Below are 24,102 nucleotides of genomic sequence, written 5' to 3'. Positions count from 1 at the left end.
TCGCTCCCTCAGAGCGACCCCAAAAATGCGAGCAGCTCCGCCCGCTCGTCGCGCGTCAGACCGCGAAACCGCCGCGCTGCGTCCTCCGCCTCTCCGCCGTGCCAGAGGATCGCTTCCGTCACGGTGCGGGCGCGGCCGTCGTGGAGAAAATCCGCGGGCGTTCCAAAGCGCCCGGCGAGGCCGAGGCCCCAGAGCGGCGGCGTGCGCCAGTCGCGCGGGCCGGCCTCGAAATCCTCGCGCCCATCGGCGAGCCCATCGCCCATGTCGTGCAGCAGAAGATCGCCATAGGGATGAATCTCCGTCCCGCTCAGCCAGGGCGCGAAGCCGACCGGGCCGAGCTTCATCGTCTCGCGATGGCAGGCGGCGCAGCCGATCTCGCGGAACAGCGCCTCGCCTTTGGCGACGCGCGGATCGGAGAGATCGCGCCGCGCCGGCACGGCGAGGCCGCGCATATAGGCGAGCGAGGCCTCGAGCCGCGCGGCAGAGAGCTCGATCTCCCGTCCCGCCGCCGCGCGGCATTTCGGCTGCGCGGCGGTGCAATTGGGCTCGGGGAAGAGATAGGAGGTGACGCCGATGTCCTCGGCGAAGGCGTTGGCGATCTGCTGGCGCAGATCCGGCTGATTGGCCTTGAGGCCGAAGCGGCCCAGCGCGATACGGCCGGCCGCCATGTCATAGACATGGTTCGGCCGGCCGCGGCCCTGGCCCACCGCATAGCTGATGATCTCGTCGTCCGGCACGGCCTCCAGCAGGCCGAGCCCGAAGACCGGCGGCGCGTTGCGCAGCGAGATCCGCACATTGTCGCCGAGCGGCCCATAGGCGAGATCGCGAAAGGAGAGGCGCGGGCGACGCAGCGAGACGGTCTCGCCATCGGACAGGCGCGTTTCGATCTCGTCGAAGGCGACGATCGCGCGGCCCTCGCCCGGCACGCCGGGATTGCCCTCTGGATTGAGCTGGCCGCCATAGGCCGGATGCGGCGTCGGACCGCCATGGGCGTCGCGGCCGGGCAGGCCGAGCCGCACCACCATGGCGCGCGCGACGCCATTCTCCGGGTCCGGCGCCGGGCCGCGGCCGTTCTTCACATGGCAGGCGATGCAGGAGAGGCGATTATACAGCGGGCCGAGCCCGGTGATCTCGTTCTGATCCTGCGAGGGGCCGATGACCCAGGCCTGATGGAACAGCGCGCTCCCTTGCCGAAAGCCGCGCAGAAAAGCCTCGTCCAGCCCGGCCAAGGGCCTGGAGAAGATGTCGCCGTCCAGCTTGGGGTTCTCGTAAGGCGCGCCGGCGGCGAGAAGAAGCAGCGCGAATGGAAGGAGAAGCCGCCGCCTCACAGACGCTGCTCGGCGGAAGCGACGAGGCTCAGCGCCTCGGCTCGGGCCGATGAAATTTCTGCGCGCCAACGGGCGGCGAGATCGCCGTCCTTCAGCTCGCGGCTGGAAAAACGATCGAGAAATGCGGAATCTTTCGCCTGCGCCTCGGAAATAGGCGTGAAGCCGGCGAGCTTGCGCGCCTTCGCCACGGCGGCGGCGCCGGCGGCGTCCGGGGCGGCGGCGAGCCGCGCCTCGGCGGCGTGAATGGCGCGCCAAAGGCGCTGCGTCTCGGCGTGGCGCTCCGCGATGGCGAGATCGAACATCACGCTGACCGCGCCGGGCCGCCGCCGGCCGATCTCGGCGTCATAGGGGTAGAAGGTTCCCGGCGGCAGGGCGAAGGGATCGACCACGGCCGCCGGCTTGCCGGCATAGGCGTCCGGCCGGGCCGGATGGCGGCTGCTGTCGGCCTCCATCATCAGCTTCTGGCCCTTGGCGGAGAGCGCGAAATCCACGAAGGCCTTGGCCGCCGAAAAACGCTGCGTGGCCGCCGTGATGGCGATATGAGCGGGCAGAAAGGCGGTCTTCTCGGGATAGACGAAGGAGAGCTTCTCGCCATTGGCCAGCGCGCCGAAGGCGAAGAAGTCGATGGTGAGGCCGAGCGCGGCGCGCCCGTCCTTGACGGTCGCCGTCGGGCCGGAGCCGGAGCCGAGCAGCTCCGCGCCGCCGGCGATCTCGGCGAGCAGCGCCCAGCCGCGCTCCCAGCCCTCCGATTGCAGGATGATGTCATAGAGGGCCGGCGAGAAGCCCACCTTGGCCGGAATCGGCATGACGATGCGGCCGGCATAGGCGGGGGAGGCGAGGTCGCTCCAGCTCTTGGGCGGCCTCAGCCCGTCGCGCGCGAGGGCGGCGGGATCGACCACAATGCCATAGCCGGCGACGTCGTAGGCCTCGAACAGGCCGCTCGGATCGGACAGGAGCTGATCGCCGAGCCGGCCGGGCAGGGCGGCGCGATCGACGGCGAATTTTTGAAAGGCGCCGCGGTCTCGCAATATAGGGAAATTTCCGAGAGCGGGCGCCCAATAGACATCGGCCCCGCCCTGGTCCTTGTCGCTCAGCAGAGCGAGCGCGTCGCGCGACTGCTTCCAGACGAATTGGACGTGAACGCCGGGATAGAGCTTCTCGAACTCCGCCTCATAACGAGTCGTCAGCTCTTCCGGGAAGGAGGTGACGACGATGAGGCGCTCGTCCGCCGCCCGCGCCGGCCTGCCGAGCAGAGCGACGCCGAGCGCGGAAGGGACGGCCGCCAGCACATTGCGGCGGCTGGGGCGAAGGGCGAGGCGACTCGCTATGTCGAGGCGATACATAATGAAAACATAAAAGCGCCGCCGCGGGCGTGTCAATCGACGCGAGCGCTCATTTTATCGGCGGGTAGCCCGCCGATTGATCTTTCTACCAGCGAAAGGGAATTCGATTGTCAGTCGACCGCGAGGATGACGTCGGTCGGGTTGAAGCTGGCGACGGCCCGCTCGCCTTCGGTGAGGCCGAGGTCTTCCGCCGTCTGGCGCGGCACGACGGCGTGCATCGTCTTGCCCGCGCCAATGTCGAGCAGCACCTCGCTGTTGCGCTCTGCGTCGATGCGCCGCCGCACCACGCCGACGAACTGATTGCGTACGCCGGGGGGCGTGTGCTCGGGCGTGGTGAGATGGACGAAGGAGGATTTGATCAGCGCCAGAGTCTTGCGTCCCGGCTCGAGGCCGAGCTCCACGGCGGAGTCATTGGTGACGATGGCGTGAATGGAGGTCTCCGGCGACACGCGCAGCGTCACCTCGACGTCGACCGGCCATTTCTTCACCGAGACGACTTCCGTCTGGAACATATTGCGAGCAGAAATTTTTACGCCCACGCTCCAGAGAAGAAAATCGTCCTGATCCTCGAGCCCTTCCTCGGCGATGAGCGAGGAGATGCGCGACAGCCGCTCCTCCAGCCGATGAAAAGTGGCGATCAGCCGGCGTCCTTCCGCCGTCACTTCCGCGCCGCCGCCGGAGCGGCCGCCCGCCTTTGTCACAAAAGCAGGGCTGGGCAGAAGATTATTGATGGCGTTCACCGCATCCCAGGCGGTCTTGTAGCTGAAGCCCACGACCTTCGCCGCCTTGGTGATGCTGCCATATTCGGCGACCGCCTCCAAAAGCTTGATGCGATCACGTCCGACCAGGAAACGTCCTTCGCTGCGAAGCGCCAGCAGCGCATCGATCTTGTTGACTGTCATGGCTCTCGCGATTCCTTTCGGGCGAATATTTATACCTCTTCATCGAAGACGCATCAAAATTCGGACCGACCGGGCTCCGGCGCGCCGGATTTTTTCTGTTTCTCGGCCGCCGGCGCGCCGGCGAGCGCCTCCACCGCCCGGCGCAAATGGCCGCGCGATCCTTCGAGCGCGGCGCGCGCCTCGCCGAGCCCATGGCCCTCGAGCAGCAGATAGGCCAGCTTGACGCTGCCGCCCGCGCGACGCAGCGCCGCGTCGATCTCCTTGCTCTCGCGTCCGGTGAGCCGCGCCAGAATGCGCTCGCTGCGCCGCGCGAGCTTCTTGTTCGACGCCTGCACATCGACCATCAGCCCTTCATAGACGCGGCCTTGCAGAATCATTACCAGCGACGACAGCATCAGCAGCGCGACGCGCTGCGCCGTGCCGGCCTTCATGCGCGTCGAGCCGGCGATCGCTTCGGAGCCCGTGTCGAGAAACACCGCATGTTCCGCATCGGCGAGCAGCGGCGCGTCGCGATTATTGGCGATGCTGATCGTCAGAGCGCCATGCCGCGCCGCCTCGCGCAGGCAGGCGAGGGTGAACGGCGTCGTGCCGCTGGCGGCGATAGCGATGACGACATCGGCCTCGCCGATCGCATGGCGGCGCATCAGCTCGGCGCCGCGCTCGGCCTCGTCCTCGGCGCCTTCCACGGCTTTCAGCAGCGCATCGTCGCCGCCCGCCATCAGCAGCAGCAGGCGCTCCTGCGGCCAGCTGAAGGTCGGCGTCAGCTCGGCGCCGTCCTGCACCGCGAGCCGGCCCGACGTTCCGGCGCCGACATAGACGATGCGCCCGCCGCGCGTGAGACGCCGCACGACCGCGAGCGCTGCGTTCTCGATCGCCGGACGCGCGGCGCGCACGGCGGCGACGGCGGCGAACTGCCCTTCGATCATGGCGTCGAGAATCTCGCGCGGCTCCCATGCGTCGATCGACGAATAGCGTGGGCTCGGACGTTCCGTTTCCATGTGTTCCTCCTTACGCAACAGTTCGTCCTCCGCGGTCGAATTCGCAAGCGAAGGCGCTGCCGCGCAAAGGATTTCGCGCTCGCGCGACGCGCGCTCCCGTGCCATAAGGGCGCGGGCGGGGGGCGTGACAGAGCTGCAGCAGAGCCGCCGATGACCATGCAAGACAATCAAATGGCGATCGAAGCGCGCGAGGCGCCGCAGGCGGTCGCGCGGCAACGTGAGCTCATCGCCCCGCGCCTCGCGCCGCTGGTCGCGCGCTTGCGTAATGTCGAGCCGCGCGTCGTCGTCACTTGCGCGCGTGGCAGCTCCGCTCATGCGGCGACATTCGCCAAGCATCTCATCGAGCGCGGCCTCGGCCTGCCGGTCGCCTCCGCCGCGCCCAACATCTCCAGCGTCTATGGCGGCGCGCTGCGGCTCGACGGCCAATTTTTTCTCGCGATCTCGCAATCGGGCGGCAGCAATGATCTCATAGAGCAGGCCGCCGCCGCACGTCGCAGCGGCGCCGTCACCGCTTGCCTCGTCAACGAGGTCGAGAGCGAACTCGCCGCGCAATGCGAGTTCGTTCTGCCAATGGCCGCAGGGCCGGAATTCGCGGTGCCGGCGACCAAGACCTTCATCGCCTCGCTCGCCGCGCTGGCGCGTCTCGTCGCGCTGTGGTCGCAGGATCGCGCGCTCGACGATGCGCTCGCACGACTGCCGGAGCGGCTCGCGCGCGCGGCCGAGCTCGATTGGTCGCGAATGGTGGACGCCTTCTCACGCGCGGAAAGTCTCGTCACGATAGGACGCGGGCCGACGCTGGCCATAGCGCGCGAGGCGGCGCTGAAGCTGAAGGAGACCGCCAATCTCCATGCCGAGGCGTTCAGCGCCGCGGAATTCATGCATGGGCCGGTGTCGCTCGTCTCGCCGCTCTATCCGATCCTGATGCTGACGCCGACCGACGAGGCGGCGAGCGGCATGCGTCGCCTCGCGGAGGATTTGCGCGGCAAAGGCGCGGCTCTGTTCACGACGGATCGCGAGGATGAGACGCGCAATCGACTGCCGACGATCGCCGCCGATCATCCAGAGACCGACGCCATCTGCCTCATTCAGAGCTTTTACGCCATGGCGGCGCGGCTCGCCGCGGCGCGCGGCGTCGATGTCGATCGTCCGCGCCATTTGCAGAAGGTGACGCGCACGCGATGAGCGAGGAGGCGCGCCGAACGATCGCCGCCGACGTCGTCTTCGACGGCGAAACGGCGCATCGCGACTGCGCCGTGGTGATAGAAGGCGAGAACATCGTCTCGCTCATTCTGCGTCGCGAGATTCCGCGCGGCGCGGATGTGCTGGAGCTGCCGAAAGGCGTCTGGCTCGCGCCCGGCTTCATCGATATTCAGGTGAATGGCGGCGGCGATATTCTGTTCAACGATTCGCCGACGCCGGAGGCGATCGCGACGATCGTGCGGGCGCATCGCAAATTCGGCACGACCTCGCTGCTGCCGACGCTCATCACCGACACGGATGAGAAGATGATCGCGGCCGCGCGCGCCGTGGCGGAGATTCTCCCCCATGCGCCCAGCGTGCTCGGCGTGCATTTCGAAGGACCCTTCATCTCGCCGGAGCGGCTCGGCGTGCATCGCGCCGATCTTCGCCGCGCGCCTTCGCCGCATCATGTCGAGATGCTGGCGCCGCCGCCGGGCGGCGTGTCGCTCGTCACCCTCGCGCCGGAGGAGACGCCGCCGGGCTTCATCACTGAGCTCGTCGCCGCCGGCTGCAAAGTCGCGCTCGGCCACTCCATGGCGAATTACGCGCAGACGCGCGCGGCGATGGCGGAAGGGCTGACCGGCTTCACCCATCTCTTCAACGCTATGCGCCCGCTCGCCAGCCGCGAGCCGGGGCCGATCGCGGCGGCGCTCGAATCTTCGGCCGCGTCTTACGGCCTCATCGTCGATGGCGAGCATGTCGATCCGGCGATCTTGCGCCTCGCTCTGCGCGCCGGCCTCGGCCATCCCATGCTCGTCACCGACGCAATGCCGCCGGTCGGCGGCGAGGGACGCGGATTCGTCTTGCAGGGAAGGGAGATTCTCGTCGAGAACGGACGCTGCGTGACGGAGGAGGGGACGCTCGCCGGCGCTTCGCTGGATATGGCGAGCGCGGTGCGCAATTGCGTCGCGCTGCTCGATCTTCCGCTCGAGCGCGCGCTCGTTCTCGCCTCCGCCAATCCGGCGAGTTTTCTGGGGCTCGGCAAAAGGCTCGGCCGGCTCGTCGCCGGCTATCGCGCCGATATGACGGCCTTCGATCCGCAGAGCCTTCGCATCGTATCGACCTGGGTCGCCGGCGAGTGCTCCGCCGAGGAATGGTGAGCGGTCACGCCTTCAATCGACGAATGCGCGCGATCGCGGCCTCGGCCTCGGCGCGCAGCGACGCATCCGTCTCGCAAGCGTCGAGAAGCTTTTGCGCATAGCGCGCCGAGTCTTCCTGCTCGTCCTTCAGATTATTGCCGATGAGGATGAAATCCGCGCCGGCGCGCAAGGCGCGTAGCGCGGCGTCTTCCGTCGTCATCAGCTTTTGCACGCCTTGCATCTGCAGATCGTCGGTCACGACCACGGTCTGCGGCGCCCATTGCCGCAATTTGCGAATGGCGACGGAAGAAAGACAGCAGGGCGTGTCTTTCTCCCATTGATTCACGACGCCATGGCTGAACAGAACCATGGGAACGCGCGGCGCCAGCGTCTCGAAGATCTTCACCTGCGTGTCGGTGATGCAATCGGAGAGATCCATCACATGATCGTGTGGATTGACCTTGGCGCCGCCCGTGCCGGGAAAATGTTTCAGGCACAGCTTCAGCCCGGTCGCGCGTGCGACCTCGATCAGCGCGGCGACGCAATCTTCGACGACGCGCGGATCGGCGGAGTAGCTGCGTTGCGCCGAGCCGATGTCGGGACTGTCGGGATTTATGTCGAGATCGACGACGGGCGCGAGATCGGCGTCTATGCCGAGATCGCGTAATTCGGCATAGGCGGGACGCAGCGCGTCGAGCCGCTCGCGCGCTGTCAGCCGGCCGAATTGGCGCGCGCTCGGCAGCGGCGCGAAGCCGCGCTCCTCCTTCAGCCGCCGCACCTTGCCGCCCTCCTGATCGATGAAGATCAGCGGCCGCTTCGGCAGCGCGTGAATCTCCGCGCAGAGCGCCTTCACCTGCGCGGGATCGAAAATATTGCGCTCATATTTGCGATCCGTGCAGTCGTAATCGAAGAGGATGACGCCGCCGAGCCCATAATCGCGCGCGAAATCACGCAGCCAGGGCGGAACATGCGGCGTGCGGAAGCCTAGCAGGAACAGCTCGCCTATGGGAAGGGGTGCGGACATGGGCGTGAGATGGCGCGGCGATGAGCGAGGTCAAACGCGGCCGCGACGATATTGCGGCGAAAAGGAGAGGCTCGCGCTTTCGGCTCCGCTCGCTTATGAGTGCGGGGCGGGTTGGAAGAGGAGAATATCCGATGAGCGATGGTGTCGTCGAAAGCGCTCCGCAGACGGCGCGATACGCCACGGGCGCGATGTTCGGCGTGTCCGCCGTCACTGTTTGGGCGACCTGGCTCGTCGTCACGCGGCTCGGCGTGACGACGACGCTCTCGGTCTATGATCTCACAATGCTGCGCTTCGGCGCCGCCGGCGTGCTGCTGCTTCCCGTCGTGCTGCGCAAAGGGCTCGCGCTCGAGCGGCTCGGCCCGCTGCGCCTCCTCATTCTCGTCTGCAGCGCCGGCGCGCCTTATGTGCTCGTTGCCGCCAGCGGGCTCAAGCTCGCGCCGGTCGCTCATGCGGGCGCGCTGCTGCCGGGCTCCATGCCGCTCTTCGTCGCGCTGCTGTCGTTTCTGCTCACGCGGGAACGCTTCACCGCGAGCCGCCTCATCGGCTATGCGCTCATCGCTCTCGGCGGCGCCGCGATTGCCGGGCCGGGCGCATTGTCATTCGGCGAGACGCAGATCGGGCATATTCTGCTTTTGTCGGCGGCTTTCATATGGGCCGGCTATGCGATCGTGCTGCGTGCGTCGCGGCTCGAGTCCTTGCATGCCGCGGCGCTGGTCTCGACAGGCTCGCTCATTCTCTATGGGCCGCTCTATCTCGTCTTTCACGGCCTGCATGGAATGGACGCGCCATTGCGCGACATTGTGATTCAGACCTTGTTCCAGGGCGTCATCGTGTCGATCGTGGCGCTGTTTCTCTTCGGCAAAGGCATTGAGCTGCTCGGCGCTTCTGCGGGCGCGGCCTTTTCGGCTCTCGTGCCGCCCATGGCGGCGCTGATCGCCGTTCCGCTGCTCGGCGAAATCCCTTCGTCCATAGAGCAGATCGCGCTGCTCTGCGTCTCTATCGGCGTCTATCTGGCGAGCGGCGGCCGAGCGCCGCGCTGGAGCCTGTCGCGGCGCGGCTGAAGGAACCTCTCCGGCGCGAAGGGGTTAACCTCCGCCCCGCGTCGCCTTCCCGCGGCGCGCAGGCGTCGAAGGGAGGAGTCCATGCCCGCCAAATCAAAGGCGCAACAAATGGCCGCCGGCGCCGCGCTGGCGGCCAAGCGCGGCGAGATTCCAAAGAGCGAGCTCAAAGGAGCCTCGCGCTCCATGCTCGACTCCATGACGGAGAAGCAGCTCGAGGAATTCGCCGCGACCAAGCGAAAGGGCAAGCCGGAGCATTCGGCCAAATCGTGAATGACAAAGGAGGACGCCTCATGCATGTGGAAGCCATCATCGCCAGCCATCCGCAAATGCGCGGGCGCGCCGACGCCGCGCTGGTCGGTTGCGTCGAAGCCTGCTTCGATTGCGCGCAGGCCTGCGCCGTCTGCGCCGACGCCTGCCTCGCCGAGGAGAATGTCGCCGATCTGCGTCGCTGCATAAGGCTCGATCAGGATTGCGCGGACATATGCCTCGCGGCGGGCGCCATCGCCTCGCGACGCAGCGCGACGGATGAGACGGCGATGCGCGCCATTCTACAGGCCTGCGTCGATATGTGCCGCGCCTGCGAGAAGGAGTGTCGACGCCACGCCAAGCATCACGAGCATTGTCGCATCTGCGCGGATGTCTGCAAGGAATGCGAGAGCGCCTGCCGACGCGCGATGGGCCCTGCGCATTAGAGCGCGTTCCGATCGGACGGAAAGCGACGCGATCCCCTCTCCCGCGAAAGCGGGAGAGGCGGAATCGCTAAGGCGCATAGGCCTTCAAGAACACGGCGAGGCCGGACTCCATCACGCGCTGATACTCGGCCTCGCTGCGCAGCTCCAATCCCAGCACGACGCGCATGGGCAAATCCGAGATGGTGAGATGCAGCAATTGCTCCGCCGCCATTTGGGCGTCGTCGAAGGCGAGCAGGCCTTTCGTCTTCGCTTCGTCGAGATAGCCGGCGACGAGATCGAGGACATTCTGCTTGCCGCTGTTGAAATAGAGATGGCAAAGCTCGGGGTAGCGCCAGCGCTCGCTCGACACCGTCTGGAAAAAGGCGGCCCATTCCCGCGTCAGGAAGCGGGCGACGAAATGCGCGCAGAGCTCGCGTAGCGCCTGCTCGGCGCCGAGATCGAAATCGGGCTTGGGAACGTCGGTGCATTTTTGGCTGCACTCGATCTCGATGAGATTGCGAAACAGCGCTTCCTTGCTGGGAAAATACGCGTAGAGCGTCGCCTTCGACACGCCCGCTGCGCGCGCGATTCCGTCCATGGACGTCTCGGCGAAGCCCTGCTCCAAAAATTGGGTGCGCGCCGCCGAGAGGATCTGGCACTCCTTGCGATTGGGAACATGCTCCGTGGCCGGCTCCGGCGCGCTCGTCTCCGCTGCTTCGGTCATTTGCTCTGGCCCACCCCCGTCATCCGCCCCTCCTTCCGCCGCAGTCCCACGCAGGCCGCAGTCCCCAGCAGGCCTTGTCTCAGCCTTTGCGTCGTCTTTCCATCCCCGGGAAAAACTGAACCGTTCAGTTTTAGCATTGACACTCGGGCTCTGCATTAATATTAAAACTGAACGGTTCAGTTTTCGAGAGGGTCATGCCGAAATTTTCGCGACGCAGAGTCCGACAAGCGAAAACTGCGCCTTGCCGGGAAATCGCACGGACCGCAGCCCGGGGGGCGGCCGCATTCGCGGCGCTGTCGCTCTCCGCATGCGCGGTCGGGCCAGATTTTGTTCCGCCCCCTGCGCCGGCGAGCGCCGGCTATGGCAAAATCGGCGCTTCCACCGAATCGGCGGCGACAGCCGGCGGCGCCTCGCAGCGCTTCGCCCATGGCCGCGATGTGCCCGGCGAATGGTGGAAGCTGTTCCGTTCCAAGCAGATATCCGCCCTGGTCGCCGAGGCCGTGGCGAATCACCCGGACATAATGGCGGCCGAGGCCGCGCTGCGGCAGGCGCGTGAGACGATAGAGGCCAATTCCGCGACCTTCCTGCCGCAGGCGACGCTCGGGGACACCTACACACGGCAGCAGTCGACGACGGCGCAATACGCCGGCCTCACCTCGTCGAGCTCGTCCTCCTCTTCGTCGTCATCGTCCTCTTCCAGCTCGGCCTCGACTTTCGTCTACGGCCTGCACAACGCCAATGTTTCGGTGTCCTTCTCGCCGGATGTGTTCGGCAAATCCTGGCGCACGCTGGAGAGCGACACGGCCGCGGCCGAGCAGAAGCGCTTCCAGCTCGAGGCGACCTATCTCGCGCTCACCGCCAATGTCGTCACTGCGGCGATCGCCGACGCCTCCTATGCCTCGCAGATCAAGGTGACGCGCGACCTCATCGCGGCCTATCGCACGCAGCTCGATCTGCTCGAGAAGCGATTCGAACTCGGCGCCGTCAGCCAGGCTGATGTGCTGTCCGAGCGCGCGCAGCTCGCGCAGGCGGAGGCCACGCTGCCGCCGCTGGAAAAAGCGCGCGCGCAGAACCGCAATCTGCTGATGGCCTATCTCGGCCGTTTCCCCAACGCCGACAAAGGCGAGGCGGTCGATCTCTCCGGCCTGCGCCTGCCCGGCGAATTGCCGGTCAGCCTGTCCTCGATGCTCGTGCGGCAGCGGCCGGATATTCTCGCCTCCGAGAACCAGCTGCATCAGGCCAGCGCGGAGATCGGCGTCGCGACAGCGAACATGCTGCCGCAATTCACGCTCTCTGCGACCGGCGGCGCGCAGGCGACGAACTTCACCTCTTTGTTCTCGCCGCAGACAATGGTCTACACGCTCGCCGCTCAGGCTTCGGCGAAGGCTTTCGACGCCGGCTCGCTGTTCCACACGCGCGAGGCCAAGGTCGCGGCCTTCGAGCAGGCGGAGGCGCAATATCGCTCCACCGTCATTTCCGCTTTCCAGAATGTCGCGGATTCGCTGCAGGCGGTGAAGCACGACGCCGGCACGCTGCGCGCGCAAGTGGCGGCGGAAAAAGCCGCGGCGGAGAGCCTCGAGATCGCGCGCGCGCAATATCGCGCCGGCTCGACGACCTATTCGATCGTGCTCAACGCCGAGCAGACTCTGCTCACCGCGCGGCTCAACCGCGTGAAGGCGCAGGCGGCGCGCTTCGCCGACACGGCGGCGCTGCTGCAATCGCTCGGCGGCGGCTGGTGGAACCGCGTGGACGAGACCGAGGCCTCTCAGGCCAAGCCCACGGATATTATCGCTACATCGCCGATCGCCGCGGCGATCAGAGCCCAGGCGGAGGATGCTCGAAATGGTCGCTAGAACCTTGCTGCAGGATCGTTTCGGACCAATGGCGAAGCCGATGACGATCATGCTCGCGATCGTCGCGCTCGTCTTTGGCGGACTCTATGGCTTCAACGTGTTTCGCGGCGTGATGATCAAGGGCTTTCTCGCCTCCATGGCCAATCCGCCGCAGACCGTCTCGGTCACGACGGCGGGCTATCAGGAATGGCGGCCCAAGCTCACCGCGGTCGGCACGTTTCGCGCGGTGAACGGCGCCGATCTCTCGCTGGAGGCCTCCGGCATCGTCGAGAAGATTCACTTCCAATCCGGCCAGCAGGTGGAGGCGGGCCAGCTGCTGCTGGAATTGCGCAAGGACACCGATCTCGCCAAGCTCGCCTCGCAAAAGGCGGCCGCCGAGCTCGCCGGCATAAATCTGCGCCGCGATCAGGCGCAGCTGAAGATTCACGCCGCGAGCCAGGCGACGGTCGACACGGATCAAGCCAATCTCAAGAGCGCGGAGGCCGATGTCGCGCAGCAGGAGGCGGTGATCGCGCAAAAGACTTTGCGCGCGCCCTTCGCCGGACGGCTCGGCATTCGCGCGGTCGATCTCGGCCAATATATCGGAGCGGGCACAAATATCGTGACGCTGCAGGCGCTCGATCCCATCTATCTCGACTTCACCCTGCCGCAGCAGGCGCTGAACGGCATAGAGGTCGGCCAATCGATCGACGCCGGCGTCGATGCGTTTCCAAATAAGAAGTTCACCGGCAAGATCGTCGCGATCAACTCCAAGGTGGATCAGGCGAGCCGCAATGTGCAGGTGCGCGCCAGCCTCGCCAATGCCGATCTCGAGCTGAAGCCCGGCATGTTCGCGCAGATCGACATTGTGACCGGCAAGCCCGAGCGCCTCGTCACCCTGCCGCAGACGGCGATCGTCTATGCGCCCTTCGGCAATTCGGTGTTTCTCGTGCAGAAGGCGGCGGACGGCAAGGGCGCCGGCCTCTCCGCGCATCAGACCTTCGTGCGCCTCGGCTCGACGCGCGGCGACGAGGTCGCCGTGCTGGAAGGCGTGGCGGAGGGCGCGACCGTCGTCACCGCTGGCCAAGTGAAGCTGAGAAACGGCTCGCCGCTGAATATTTCCGACACGCAGCAGCCGCCGGTCGATCCCAATCCCAAGCCCGTGGATCAGTGAACGGAGACGACGAACATGCGTTTCACCGACATTTTCGTGCGTCGCCCCGTGCTCGCCTCGGTGGTGAGCCTGCTGATCCTGGTGCTGGGCCTGCGCTCGCTCTTCACCTTGCCGACGCTGCAATATCCGCGCACGCAAAACGCGGTCGTCACGGTGACGACCTCCTATTTCGGCGCCGATCCGGCGACTGTCGCCGGCTTCGTCACAACGCCGCTTGAGAACGCCATCGCGCAAGCGAACGGCATCGACTATCTCACCTCGACGAGCCAGGTCGGCACCAGCACCATCACCGCCAATCTGCGGCTCAACTATGATTCCGGCAAGGCGCTGACCGAGATCAGCACCAAGATCGATTCGGTGCTCAATCAGCTGCCTTCGGCCGTGCAGCGTCCCGTCATCACGGTGAAGATCGGCCAGACCACCGACGCCATGTATATCGGCTTCAATAGCGATATTCTGACATCGAGCCAGGTCACCGATTATCTGATCCGCGTCGTGCAGCCGCGCCTGCAATCGGTGCCGGGCGTGCAGACGGCCGAGCTCATCGGCGGCAAGACCTTCGCGCTCCGCGCGTGGCTTGATCCGGTCAAGCTCGCCGCCTATGGCCTCACCGCCAGCGAGCTCGCCACCGCGCTGCAGGGCAATGACTATATCGCCGGCCTCGGCTCCACCAAGGGCGAGATGGTGCAGGTGACGCTCACCGCGGCCACCTCGATGCATTCGCTGGAGGAGTTCCGCAATCTCGTCGTCAAGCAGGTGAACGGCGCCAATGTGAAGCTGCGCGACGTCGCCAATGTCACGCTTGGCTCGGAGGATTACGAATCCGCCGTGGCCTTCAATGGCAAGCAGGCGGTCTATATCGGCATTCTCGTCGCGCCCAACGCCAATCTCCTCGATGTCGTCAAAGGCGTCAAAGAAGCCTATCCCGACATTCTGAAATCGCTGCCGCAGGGCCTCAACAGCGATATCGTCTATGACACGACCGATTTCGTGAACAGCTCCATCGACGAGGTGATTCACACGCTGATCGAGGCGATCCTCATCGTCACCGGCGTCGTGTTCATGTTCCTCGGCTCGTGGCGCTCGGTGGTCATACCGATCATCGCCATCCCGCTGTCGCTCATCGGCACATTCACCATCCTGCTGGCGCTCGGCTTCTCTATCAATCTGCTCACCCTGCTGGCGCTGGTTCTGGCCATCGGACTCGTCGTCGACGACGCCATCATCGTGGTCGAAAACGTCAACCGCCATCTCGCCGACGGCATGAAGCCTTTCGAGGCGGCCTTGCAGGCGGCGCGCGAGCTCGCCGGTCCGATCATCGCCATGACCATCGTGCTGATCGCCGTCTATGTGCCGATCGGCTTTCAGGGCGGCCTCACCGGCGCGCTCTTCGTCGAATTCGCCTTCACGCTCGCCGGCTCGGTGACGGTCTCGGCGGTCATCGCGCTCACGCTCTCGCCGGTGAGCTGCGCGCTGGTGCTGAAGCCGCCGCAGCCGGGCCATGAGACGCTGGAGACGCGCATCGTCGAAGTCATCGACGACAAGATGGATTGGGTGAAGGAGCGCTATCGGCGCCTGCTGGAGCGCTCGCTGCATTTCGTGCCGGTGACGCTCGTCTTCGGCGGCCTCGTGCTCGCGAGTATCTTTTGGCTCTATTCCAATTCGAAGAACGAGCTCGCGCCCAATGAGGATCAAGGCGTCGTCTTCGCGCAATCCACCTCGGCGCCCAACGCCACATTGCAGCAGAAGCTCTTCTATGGAGATCAGGTCTACCAGACCTTCGCCAAGCATCCCGAGATGACCAGCTCCTTCCAGATCGTCACGCCCGGCCTCATCTTCGGCGGTCTCGTTCTCACGCCGCCGGACAAGCGCAAGATCACGGCCGAGCAGATGCAGCAGACGCTGCAGCAGGAGCTCGCGCGCTCCGTGCCTGGTCAGCGTCTCGTGACCTTCCAGCCGCAGCCGCTGCCGGGCTCCAATGGTCTGCCGATTCAGTTCGTCGTGCAGAGCACCGACACTTTCGAGAAGATGAACGATATCTCGCACGACTTGCTGTCCAAGGCGCTGGCGACGGGCAAGTTCATATTCCTCGACACCGATCTGAAGATCGACCAGCCGCAAATGTCGCTCGTCATCGATCGCGAGAAGACCGCGCAGCTCGGCTTGCGAATGCTCGACGTCGGCGGCGCGCTCACGACCGGATTGAGCGGCGGCTACACGCAATATTTCGGATTGGACGGGCGCTCGTACAAGGTCATCCCGCAGATGGCGCAGCAGTTCCGGCTCAACCCGGATCAGATCTTGAACTATTACATCAAGACCGCGGACGGCTCTTCCGTGCCGCTGTCGACGGTGGCGAAGTTCCAGACCATGGTCGTGCCGGAGTCGCTCAATCACTTCCAGCAGATCAACTCCTTCACCATCTCCGGCGTCGCCGCGCCCGGCGTCATCGCCGGCGAGGCGCTGGAGACGCTGAAGGAAGTCGCCGCGCAGACGCTGCCGCCCGCCTACACGATCGACTATGCCGGCTCGTCACGCCAATTCGTGCAGGAGTCGAGCGGCTTCGCGGCGACCTTCGGCTTCGCGCTCATCATCATCTTCCTGGCGCTCGCGGCGCAGTTCGAGAGCTTCCGCGATCCGCTCATCATTCTCGTCTCCGTGCCCATGTCGATCGCCGGCGCGCTGGTCTTCATCATGCTGGGCTTCGGCGGCGCGAGCATCAATATCTACACGCAGGTGGGCCTCGTGACGCTGATGGGCCTCATCAGCAAGCACGGCATTCTCATCGTCGAATTCGCCAATGAGCAGCAGCATCTCGGCAAGTCGAAATATGAGGCGATCATAGAAGCGACGTCGATCCGCCTGCGGCCGATTCTCATGACGACGGCGGCGATGGTGCTCGGCGTTCTGCCGCTCATCATGGCGAGCGGCGCCGGCGCGGCCTCGCGCTACAATATGGGCCTCGTCATCGCCTCGGGCCTGTCGATCGGCACATTGTTCACGCTCTTCGTGCTGCCGGCGGTCTATCTCGTGCTCGCCGCCGATCACTCGAAGACGCGCGAAGTGGGCGCTGTCGATGTCGAGGACGCGCATCACGGCCATGCGGAGAATAAGATTCGCGTCGTCGCCTCCTAAAAGGCGACAAGCGGAGCCGAAGACTCGCGGCCTTCCGCCCCACTCGGGCCGCGGGTCTTCAGGTTCGCAAGTCAGTTTCGCAAGTCGCGCGTCTCGGCTTCCGTCGCGCGCGGCAGGCGCAGCGTGAAACGCGCGCCGCCTTCCGGCGACGTGTCGTATTCGATAGAGCCGCCATGCTCATGGGCGATGGAATAGCTGATCCATAGGCCGAGCCCTGTGCCTTCGCCGACCGCCTTTGTGGTGAAGAAAGGCTCGAAGATGCGGCTGCGCAGCGCCTCCGGCACCCCCTTTCCATTGTCCTCGACGATCACGATCGCGCAATCGTTTTCACCGCGCGTGGTGATGGAGACGATCGGCCGCTCCGCCTCGCGCACGGCGTCGAGCGCATTGTCGATGAGATTGACCAGCACGGAATGAATCTGCCCGCTCTGTCCCGAGGCGTAGAGCTCCGGTTCGAGATCGGTGACGATGCGCGCTTTGGCCTTCTTGCTGCGCGAGGCCCATTGCGCGGCCGTCTCCACCACTTTCGACAATGACACCGCCTCGCGCGGCGCCTTTGTGCTGAAGGAGAGGCGGCGCAAATTCTTGACGATCTCGCTGATGCGCACGGCGCCCTCCAGCGTGCCGTCGATCAAAGGCTCGAGATCGGCGAGAATGCTGTCTATGCCGCTCGCGCGTCGCAGCTTCTCGCGCTCTTTCGCGCTCGCGCCGGCATGGATCGCCTCGAGATAGGCGGCGATCGCCTTGCGATAGCGGTCGAGCGTATGAATATTGCCATAGACGAAGCTGATCGGATTATTGAGCTCATGCGCGACGCCGGCGACGAGCCGGCCGAGGCTCGCCATCTTCTCCTGCTCGACGAGGCGCGATTGCGCCTGCTGCAGATCGACATGGGCGCGATGCAGCGCTTCATAGGCGCGGCGCAATTCGCCGATCGGCCGGCCGGTGAAGACGGCGCCGGCTCTGCGTCCATCCGAATCGAACAAAGGCGAGCAATTGATCGCCATGAGATCGGAGGGGCCGTTGCTCGTGCGAAAGCGCAATTCGACGCTGGTCGGATCGCGCGCCTGGCCGGCGACGATGGCGGCGGCGCGCGCCTCGTCCTCGGCGACGAACAGCGCTGCGACGCCGGCGCCCTTCAGCTCCGCCTCGCTGTGTCCCGCGAGCGCCTCGAAAGCGGGATTGACCTGCAGGATAGCGCCGCGCTCGTCGCAGACGATCAGCACGTCGGAGACGGAGGCGATGACGCTCTGAATGAAATTGCGCGCCGCTTCCAGTTCGCCATTCTTGCGCTCGAGATCGGCCTCATAGCCGATGAGGTCCGCATAGACCTCGTCCATCTTCTTGATGACCTCGAGCCAGACGGATTCGCCGCCTTCCGACAGAGCGATCTCCTCCTTGCCGGCGACGAGCGCGATGAGATCGCCATGCTTGGCGTAGGATTTGACGTCAGCTTTCGTCATCGACGACGCGGGATATGTCATAGCGGGCGATCTTGCTGCGCAGGCCGACGCGCGACAGTCCGAGCTCGTCGGCCACATGGCTGATGTTGCGTCCGTTGCGCTCCAGCGATTCCTTGATCAGCGCGCATTCCAGCATCTCGACGCGCTCCTTCAGCGTGAAGCGCTGCTGATCGTCGCATGTCGTCGTCGCGCGATGATCGACGATGCAAGGCGACAGTAGGCCGGGCGGCAGATTGGCGTCGCCGTCGCTCAGCGCCACCATGCGCTGAATCTCATTGTGCAGCTCGCGCACGTTGCCGGGCCAGCCATAGCGCTCCATCAGGCGCAACGTCTCCGGCTCGAAGCCCGGCACGCGCCGATTGAAGGTCTGGTTCACGGCGACGAGTATGCGCGCGGCGATGATGGCGATATCGCAGCGCCGCTCGCTGAGCGGCGGCAGATGAATCGGAAAAGCGGCGAGGCGATAATAGAGATCGCGGCGAAAGCGCCCCGCCTCCACCTCGGCGACAATGTTGCGATTGGTGGCGGCGATGACGCGCACATCGACGCGGCGCGGACGCTGTGCGCCGAGCGGGCGAATCTCGCCCTCTTGCAGCACGCGCAGCAGCTTCACCTGAAAGGACGGCGACGTCTCGCCGATCTCGTCGAGAAAGATCGAGCCGCCATCGGCGACCTCGAACAGGCCGACGCGATCCTGATAGGCGCCGGTGAACGCGCCTTTCTTGCAGCCGAACAATTCGCTCTCGAGCAATTCATCCGGCAGCGCGCCGCAATTCTCGACGACGAAGCTCTTCTCGCCGCGCGCCGAGCCGTGATGAATGGCGCGCGCCAGTAGTTCCTTGCCCGTGCCCGAGGCGCCGGTGATGAGCACGGAGATGTCGTATTCCGCCGCGCGTCGCGCCAGCGCGAGCGTCTGCCGCATTGGGCTTTCCGGCGCATGGACGATGCGGCCGAACTCGAACATGCGCCGTTCGGCGCGGCGTCTGTCGCTGGCGAGCCGTTGCAATCGCTCATGCGAGGGCTTGGCCTCGAGCGGCGGCGCCGCGCCGCCATCCTTCTGCGCCGCATAGAGCTGCGCCGCCTCGCGCACCGATTGGATGAGCTTGTCGGGATCCCAGGGCTTGGTCACATATTGAAAAATGCCGGCCTCATTGACGCCGGCGATAATATCTTCCGCATCCGTATAGCCGGAGATGATCATGCGCACCGGCTCCGGCCAATGCTCGCGCACGCGCGTCAAAAATTCGACGCCGCTCTCGCCCGGCATGCGCTGGTCGCAGAGGATCACCTGCACCAGATCGCCGGCGAGCACGGCTTCCGCCTCGGCGGCGCTGCTGGCGCAGACGATCTGAAACGCGCCGCCGAGCACGCGGCGCAGCGATTCGAGCGAGCGCTTCTCATCGTCGACGATGAGCACAGTGGCGCCGCGGGAGATCGGCGTCGCCTCGCTCTCCATCTCGCGGCCGTCCTCGCGCTTGTTCATCTCGACGCCTCGTCTCGAACCAAATGCACTCTAGCAGATGCGCGGCAATTGCTCGCCGGAGAGCCAGTCGATGATGCGGCCGCCGCCGAAGGCGGTCGTCATCTGCACGAAGCAATGCTCATCGGCGACGATCTCGCCGATGCGCGCGGCCTCTGCGCCCAGCGGATGCGCGCGCATCGTGGCGAGCAGCGCATCGGCGGCCTCGCGCGCGACCACGGCGAGCAGCTTGCCCTCATTGGCCACATGCAGAGGATCGAGCCCCAGCAGCTCGCAGGCGGCGGCCACTTGCGGCGCGATGGGAATGGCTTTCTCGTCGATGCGCACGCCGATGCGCGATTGATGCGCGATCTCATTGAGCGTCGCCGCCACGCCGCCGCGCGTCGGATCGCGCATCAGGCGAATGGCGTCGCCCGCGGTCTCCACCATTGCGGCGACGAGCTCGTGCAGCGCCGCCGTATCGGACAGCACTTCCGTGTCGAAGGAGAGATTTTCGCGCTTCGACATGACCGCGACGCCATGGTCGCCGATCGAGCCGGAGAGCAGCACCACATCGCCCGGCCGCGCTTTGTCGCCGGACAGCGCGAGCCCGGCCGGTATGATCCCGACGCAGCTCGTCGAGATGAAGACGCCATCCGCCTTGCCGCGCTCCACCACCTTTGTGTCGCCGGTGACGATGGCGACGCCGGCCGCGCGCGAGGCCTCGCCCATGCTCTGCGCAATCAGCTTCAGCTCGGCGAGCGGAAAGCCTTCCTCTACGATGAAGCTCGCCGACATATGCAGCGGCCGCGCGCCCGCCATGGCGACGTCGTTGATCGTGCCATGCACGGCGAGCTTGCCGATATCGCCGCCCGGAAAGAACAAAGGCGAGACGACATAGCCGTCCGTCGTCATCGCCATGCGTCCGGCGGGAATGTCGAAAGCCGCTTGATCATTGCCGGCGGCGAGCCATTCATTGTCGAAGGCGGCGTGAAAAATCTCGCCGATCAGCCGCGCCATGGCGCGTCCGCCGGAGCCATGCGACAGCTCCACGCGGCCATTGCGGAGATCGAGCTTGCGGCCTGCCGGCTCATGCTTGTTCATGACGCTTTCCGCGTTTCGTTTTGATATTGCCGGAATCTTCCATAAGCCCAATAGGCGGCGCAAGAGCCTTCCGACGAGACCATGCAGGAGCCCATGGGCGTCTCCGGCGTGCAGGCGACGCCGAACAGCTTGCAATCCTGCGGGCGCTTTTGTCCGCGCAATATCGCGCCGCATTCGCAGGCGGGATTGTCGCGCGCCGGCTTTGTCTCCATGGCGAAGCGGCGCTCCGCGTCATATATGGCGTAAGCATCGCGCAGCTTCAGCGCGCTCTTTGGAATTTCGCCGAGCCCGCGCCATTCGAAGGCGTCGCGCAGCTCGAAAATCTCTGCGACCTCGCCGATCGCCTTGGCGTTGCCGCTCTCGGTGACGGCGCGGCGATATTGATTCTCGATCTCGCAGCGGCCCTCGTTGATCTGCCGCAGCAGCATCAAAATGGCCTGCAGCACATCCAGCGGCTCGAAGCCGGCGATGACGACGGGCTTGCGATAATCGCTGGCGAAGCGCCGATAGGGCGCGGAGCCGATGACGGTGGAGACATGCGCGGGGCCGACGAAGCCTTCGATCTCGACGCCATTGTCGGTGTCGAGAATGGCCTGCATCGCCGCCGGCGTCAGCACATGATTGCAGAAGACGGAAAAATTCGTGAGGCCCTTCTTCTGCGCGAGGCGAATGGCGAGCGCGGTCGGCGGCGTCGTCGTCTCGAAGCCTATCGCGAAAAAGACGATTTGGCGTTGCGGCTCCCTCTCGGCGATGGCGATGGCGTCGAGCGTCGAATAGACCATGCGAATATCGGCGCCGTCGGCCTTGGCCTTCATCAGGCTCGAGCCGCCGGAGGCGGGCACGCGCATCAGATCGGCATAGGTGCAGAGCGTCACCTCCTCGCGCGCGGCGAGGCGAATGGCGTCGTCTATGCGGCCCATCGGCAGCACGCAGACGGGGCAGCCAGGGCCGTGAATGAGGCGAATATTCTCGGGCAGCAGATCCTCTATGCCATAGCGCGAGATCGCATGCGTATGGCCGCCGCAAAACTCCATGAAGCGATATTGCCGATCGCTCTGCGCTTCCGCGGCGATGCGCTGCGCTATGGCGCGGGCGAGATCGCCGTCGCGATATTCGTCGACATGCTTCATTGCGCCTCTCCCAGCGCGGCGGCCTCGCGCAGCAGAGCGAGCGTCGCCATCGCCTCTTCCTCGTCGATCTTGGCGAGCGCATAGCCGACATGCAGCACGACATAATCGCCGATCGTAAGACCATCGACGAGCGCGACGGACACCAGCTTGCCGACGCCGTCGACGCTGACGCGCGCCATATCGTCTGGCAGCAGCTCCTCGACGCGAGCGGGAATGGCGAGGCACATTTGCGTTAGACCTTTCTCATTCGCGCAATATGAGCTTGGCCGAGCGAAAGGCCGCCGTCATTCGTCGGCGCCGCGCGCGCGAGCAGCGCTTCTATTCCAAGATCGCGAAGGCGCGAGACGAGGCCCTCCGTGAGAATTCTATTCATCATGCAGCCGCCGCCGAGCGCGACGCGCGTAACGCCACGCGCCTGCGCCGCCGCGCAGAGCCATTGCGCGAGCGCTTCGATCAGCGTTCCATGAAACAGCTCGGCGCCTTGCGTCGCGGCGAGGCCCGGCTTCAGCAGAGCGGCGAAGAGCTTGCTCAGATCGACAATGTCATTCTCTATTGCGTAGCCATTGGCGAGCGCGCGCGGGCTTTTGCACAGCGCCTCCAGCTCCATCGCCGCTTGCCCTTCATATTGCTGCACGAGCCGCACGCCGAGCAGCGCCGCGGCGGCGTCGAACATGCGGCCGAGGCTCGTCGTTCGCGCGACATTGGGCGCGCTGGCCAGCATGGCCACTTTGCCGGCGAGCTGTATGCCGGGAAAGCGATCGAACACGTCGCCGCAGCGATTCTGCGCGGCGAGCGCGGCGACGCCCATGCGCCAGGGCTCGCGCGCGGCGCGGTCGCCGCCGGGCAACGGCAGTGGCGCGATATGGCCCAGCCGGCGCCAGCCGCCTGCATCGACCAGCATCAGCTCGCCGCCCCAGGCGCCGCCGTCGTCGCCATAGCCATAGCCATAGCCGTCGAGCGCGGCGCCGAGCATGGGACCTTCGATTTTATGCTCGGCGGCGATGGCGGCGATATGCGCGGCGTGATGCTGCACGCGAATGATCGGCAGGCCGGTCTCTTCGGCGTAGCGCGTCGAGGCGAGATCAGGGTGGAGATCGCAGGCGACGCGCTCGGGCTTCACATCGAGAATATCGAGCATTCGCACAATGGTCTCGCGATAGAAGTCGATCGTCGCGCGATCGTCGAGCGAGCCGATATGAGTGGAGACGAAAGCCTCGCGTCCACGCGTTACGGTGATGGCGGTTTTCAGATGCGCGCCGAGCGCCAGAGTGTCGGGGCCGTCGCTCGCGAGCGCTATGGGCTCGGGAACAAAGCCGCGCGCGCGACGCAAGAAGGCGGGTGCACCGGCGATGACGGACATCAGGCTATCATCGGCGCGCGCGACAATGGCGCGATCATGGCCGATGATGAGATCGGCGATGGAGGCGAGCTTCTCGCGGGCCTCTTCGTCATCGACGATCAGCGGCTCGCCGCTCGGATTGGCGCTGGTGGCGACGAGCGCCAAATCCGCGGCGGCGTGAAACAGCAGATGATGCAGCGGCGCATAGGGCAGAATGAGGCCGATGCGCGAGAGGCCGGGCGCGACGGAAGGCGCGAATTCCTCGCGCTTCTCGACGATGACGATCGGCCGTGCGCGCGATTGCAGCAGGCGCAGCGATTGCGCGTCGAAGACGCCCGCGCGCATCGCCGAATCCTGATCGGCGACCATCACGGCGAAAGGCTTTGCGTCGCGGCCCTTGCGGCGGCGCAGCTCGGCGACGGCCGCCTCATTGCGCGCATCGCAGAGGAGATGAAAGCCGCCGACTCCTTTCAGCGCGACAATGCCGCCGTTTTGGAGCGTTACGACGATCTGCTCGATCGAATGATCGAGCCGCGGACCGCATTTCGGGCAGGCGATCGGCTGCGCGTGAAAGCGCCGATTGGTCGGGTCGGCGTAATCGCGCGCGCAATCCTCGCACATAGCGAAAGGCGCCATGGATGTCTGCGCGCGATCATAGGGCAGGCGCCGCGTCAGCGTGTAGCGCGGGCCGCAACGGGTGCAATTGACGAAAGGATAGAGATAGAAACGGCTCTTCGGATCGAAGAGATCATTCAGGCAGTCGTCGCAGACGGCGGCGTCGGGCGTGATGCGCGTCAGCGTCTTGCCGTCGCGGCTCGGCTCGATCGAGAATTTGGCGTCGCGCAGCGGCGTGATCGTCTCGCATTCCAGCGTGTCGATGCGCGCGAGCGGCGGCGGCTCGCGTCGCAGCGCCGCGACGAAATCATCGACGCGCGCGCCTTCCACCTCCATCAGCACGCCCTGCGAGTCATTGCGCACAAAGCCGGCGAGGGCGTAGCGGTCGGCGAGCGAATGCACGAAGGGGCGAAAGCCGACGCCCTGCACGGCGCCGGTCACGCGCAGCCTCAGCCTCGTCGCCTCGCTCGACGGCATTCGCT

At 65.7% G+C, this 24,102-nt stretch carries 20 protein-coding genes; 8 read left to right on the top strand and 12 right to left on the bottom strand.

The window, feature by feature from the left end; all coding sequences use genetic code 11:
* Positions 1-8: 8 nt before the first annotated feature.
* The 4 genes from METLW4_RS0114535 to METLW4_RS0114520 form a co-directional block, all read right to left on the bottom strand.
* Positions 9-1,328: a di-heme oxidoreductase family protein gene (locus tag METLW4_RS0114535; protein WP_018266951.1), complete on the bottom strand. Its 1,320-nt coding sequence runs from the start codon at positions 1,326-1,328 to the stop codon at positions 9-11.
* Entirely contained in the window at positions 1,325-2,707 is a 1,383-nt protein-coding gene (locus METLW4_RS0114530) for an ABC transporter substrate-binding protein (RefSeq protein ID WP_245258458.1), read from the bottom strand. The genes METLW4_RS0114535 and METLW4_RS0114530 overlap by 4 nt, the downstream gene beginning before the upstream one ends.
* Positions 2,708-2,781: 74 nt before the next feature.
* Positions 2,782-3,573, bottom strand: a complete 792-nt coding sequence (locus METLW4_RS0114525; protein WP_018266949.1) for a TOBE domain-containing protein — start codon at positions 3,571-3,573, stop codon at positions 2,782-2,784.
* Positions 3,574-3,626: 53 nt separating this feature from the next.
* Positions 3,627-4,676: an N-acetylmuramic acid 6-phosphate etherase gene (locus METLW4_RS0114520; protein ID WP_083919274.1), complete on the bottom strand. Its 1,050-nt coding sequence runs from the start codon at positions 4,674-4,676 to the stop codon at positions 3,627-3,629.
* Positions 4,677-4,721: 45 nt separating this feature from the next.
* Between METLW4_RS0114520 and METLW4_RS0114515 the strand changes: the two genes are divergently transcribed.
* A complete protein-coding gene (locus METLW4_RS0114515) occupies positions 4,722-5,753 on the top strand; it encodes an SIS domain-containing protein (RefSeq protein WP_018266947.1) in 1,032 nt (343 codons plus the stop codon).
* The gene (nagA, locus tag METLW4_RS0114510) at positions 5,750-6,910 is read left to right on the top strand and encodes an N-acetylglucosamine-6-phosphate deacetylase (RefSeq protein WP_018266946.1); all 1,161 of its coding nucleotides are present in this window, start codon (positions 5,750-5,752) and stop codon (positions 6,908-6,910) included. Before METLW4_RS0114515 ends, nagA begins: the two co-directional genes overlap by 4 nt.
* Before the next feature lie 4 nt (positions 6,911-6,914).
* Here the strand turns inward: nagA and METLW4_RS0114505 are convergent, their stop codons facing one another.
* A complete protein-coding gene (locus METLW4_RS0114505; RefSeq protein ID WP_018266945.1) occupies positions 6,915-7,913 on the bottom strand; it encodes a glycoside hydrolase family 3 N-terminal domain-containing protein in 999 nt (332 codons plus the stop codon).
* 131 nt (positions 7,914-8,044) lie between these two features.
* Here METLW4_RS0114505 and METLW4_RS0114500 point away from each other — a divergent pair, with 131 nt between their 5' ends.
* The 3 genes from METLW4_RS0114500 (at position 8,045) to METLW4_RS0114490 (ending at position 9,666) form a co-directional block, all read left to right on the top strand.
* On the top strand, positions 8,045-8,974 hold the full coding sequence (locus METLW4_RS0114500; RefSeq protein ID WP_018266944.1) for a DMT family transporter: 930 nt from the start codon (positions 8,045-8,047) through the stop codon (positions 8,972-8,974).
* A gap of 81 nt (positions 8,975-9,055) precedes the next feature.
* Positions 9,056-9,244, top strand: coding sequence for a DUF3008 family protein (locus METLW4_RS0114495; RefSeq protein ID WP_018266943.1), 189 nt, complete (start codon positions 9,056-9,058; stop codon positions 9,242-9,244).
* A gap of 20 nt (positions 9,245-9,264) precedes the next feature.
* On the top strand, positions 9,265-9,666 hold the full coding sequence (locus tag METLW4_RS0114490; RefSeq protein WP_026191522.1) for a four-helix bundle copper-binding protein: 402 nt from the start codon (positions 9,265-9,267) through the stop codon (positions 9,664-9,666).
* Between the two features lie 67 nt (positions 9,667-9,733).
* Here the strand turns inward: METLW4_RS0114490 and METLW4_RS0114485 are convergent, their stop codons facing one another.
* Complete coding sequence (locus METLW4_RS0114485; protein ID WP_018266941.1) at positions 9,734-10,369, bottom strand: TetR/AcrR family transcriptional regulator; 636 nt, start codon at positions 10,367-10,369, stop codon at positions 9,734-9,736.
* 194 nt (positions 10,370-10,563) lie between these two features.
* Between METLW4_RS0114485 and METLW4_RS0114480 the strand changes: the two genes are divergently transcribed.
* The 3 genes from METLW4_RS0114480 to METLW4_RS0114470 are packed head-to-tail and all read left to right on the top strand — an operon-like array spanning position 10,564 to position 16,510.
* A complete protein-coding gene (locus METLW4_RS0114480) occupies positions 10,564-12,222 on the top strand; it encodes an efflux transporter outer membrane subunit (protein ID WP_018266940.1) in 1,659 nt (552 codons plus the stop codon).
* A gap of 28 nt (positions 12,223-12,250) precedes the next feature.
* The gene (locus METLW4_RS0114475) at positions 12,251-13,375 is read left to right on the top strand and encodes an efflux RND transporter periplasmic adaptor subunit (protein WP_018266939.1); all 1,125 of its coding nucleotides are present in this window, start codon (positions 12,251-12,253) and stop codon (positions 13,373-13,375) included.
* Positions 13,376-13,390: 15 nt separating this feature from the next.
* Positions 13,391-16,510 (top strand): efflux RND transporter permease subunit, encoded by a 3,120-nt coding sequence (locus METLW4_RS0114470; protein WP_018266938.1) that lies wholly within the window; start codon positions 13,391-13,393, stop codon positions 16,508-16,510.
* 71 nt (positions 16,511-16,581) lie between these two features.
* On the opposite strand, the gene METLW4_RS0114465 is transcribed toward METLW4_RS0114470, so the two are convergent.
* Genes METLW4_RS0114465 through hypF form a run of 6 tightly spaced genes read right to left on the bottom strand, consistent with a single transcriptional unit; the run spans position 16,582 to position 24,097 of the window.
* Positions 16,582-17,973, bottom strand: coding sequence for a sensor histidine kinase (locus tag METLW4_RS0114465; protein WP_018266937.1), 1,392 nt, complete (start codon positions 17,971-17,973; stop codon positions 16,582-16,584).
* Entirely contained in the window at positions 17,960-19,456 is a 1,497-nt protein-coding gene (locus METLW4_RS0114460) for a sigma-54-dependent transcriptional regulator (protein WP_018266936.1), read from the bottom strand. Before METLW4_RS0114460 ends, METLW4_RS0114465 begins: the two co-directional genes overlap by 14 nt.
* Positions 19,457-19,486: 30 nt before the next feature.
* Positions 19,487-20,536 carry a hydrogenase expression/formation protein HypE gene (hypE, locus tag METLW4_RS0114455; protein WP_018266935.1) on the bottom strand — a complete coding sequence of 350 codons (1,050 nt, stop codon included), beginning with the start codon at positions 20,534-20,536 and terminating at the stop codon, positions 19,487-19,489.
* Positions 20,533-21,666 (bottom strand): hydrogenase formation protein HypD, encoded by a 1,134-nt coding sequence (gene hypD, locus METLW4_RS0114450; RefSeq protein WP_018266934.1) that lies wholly within the window; start codon positions 21,664-21,666, stop codon positions 20,533-20,535. The genes hypE and hypD overlap by 4 nt, the downstream gene beginning before the upstream one ends.
* Complete coding sequence (locus METLW4_RS0114445; protein ID WP_018266933.1) at positions 21,663-21,893, bottom strand: HypC/HybG/HupF family hydrogenase formation chaperone; 231 nt, start codon at positions 21,891-21,893, stop codon at positions 21,663-21,665. Before METLW4_RS0114445 ends, hypD begins: the two co-directional genes overlap by 4 nt.
* 5 nt (positions 21,894-21,898) lie before the next feature.
* Positions 21,899-24,097 carry a carbamoyltransferase HypF gene (gene hypF / locus METLW4_RS0114440; protein ID WP_018266932.1) on the bottom strand — a complete coding sequence of 733 codons (2,199 nt, stop codon included), beginning with the start codon at positions 24,095-24,097 and terminating at the stop codon, positions 21,899-21,901.
* Positions 24,098-24,102 lie beyond the last annotated feature (5 nt).

Source organism: Methylosinus sp. LW4 (assembly GCF_000379125.1).
Lineage (GTDB): Bacteria > Pseudomonadota > Alphaproteobacteria > Rhizobiales > Beijerinckiaceae > Methylosinus.
Note: the sequence above shows the minus strand (reverse complement) of the source record. Positions and strands in the feature narration are given on the sequence as shown.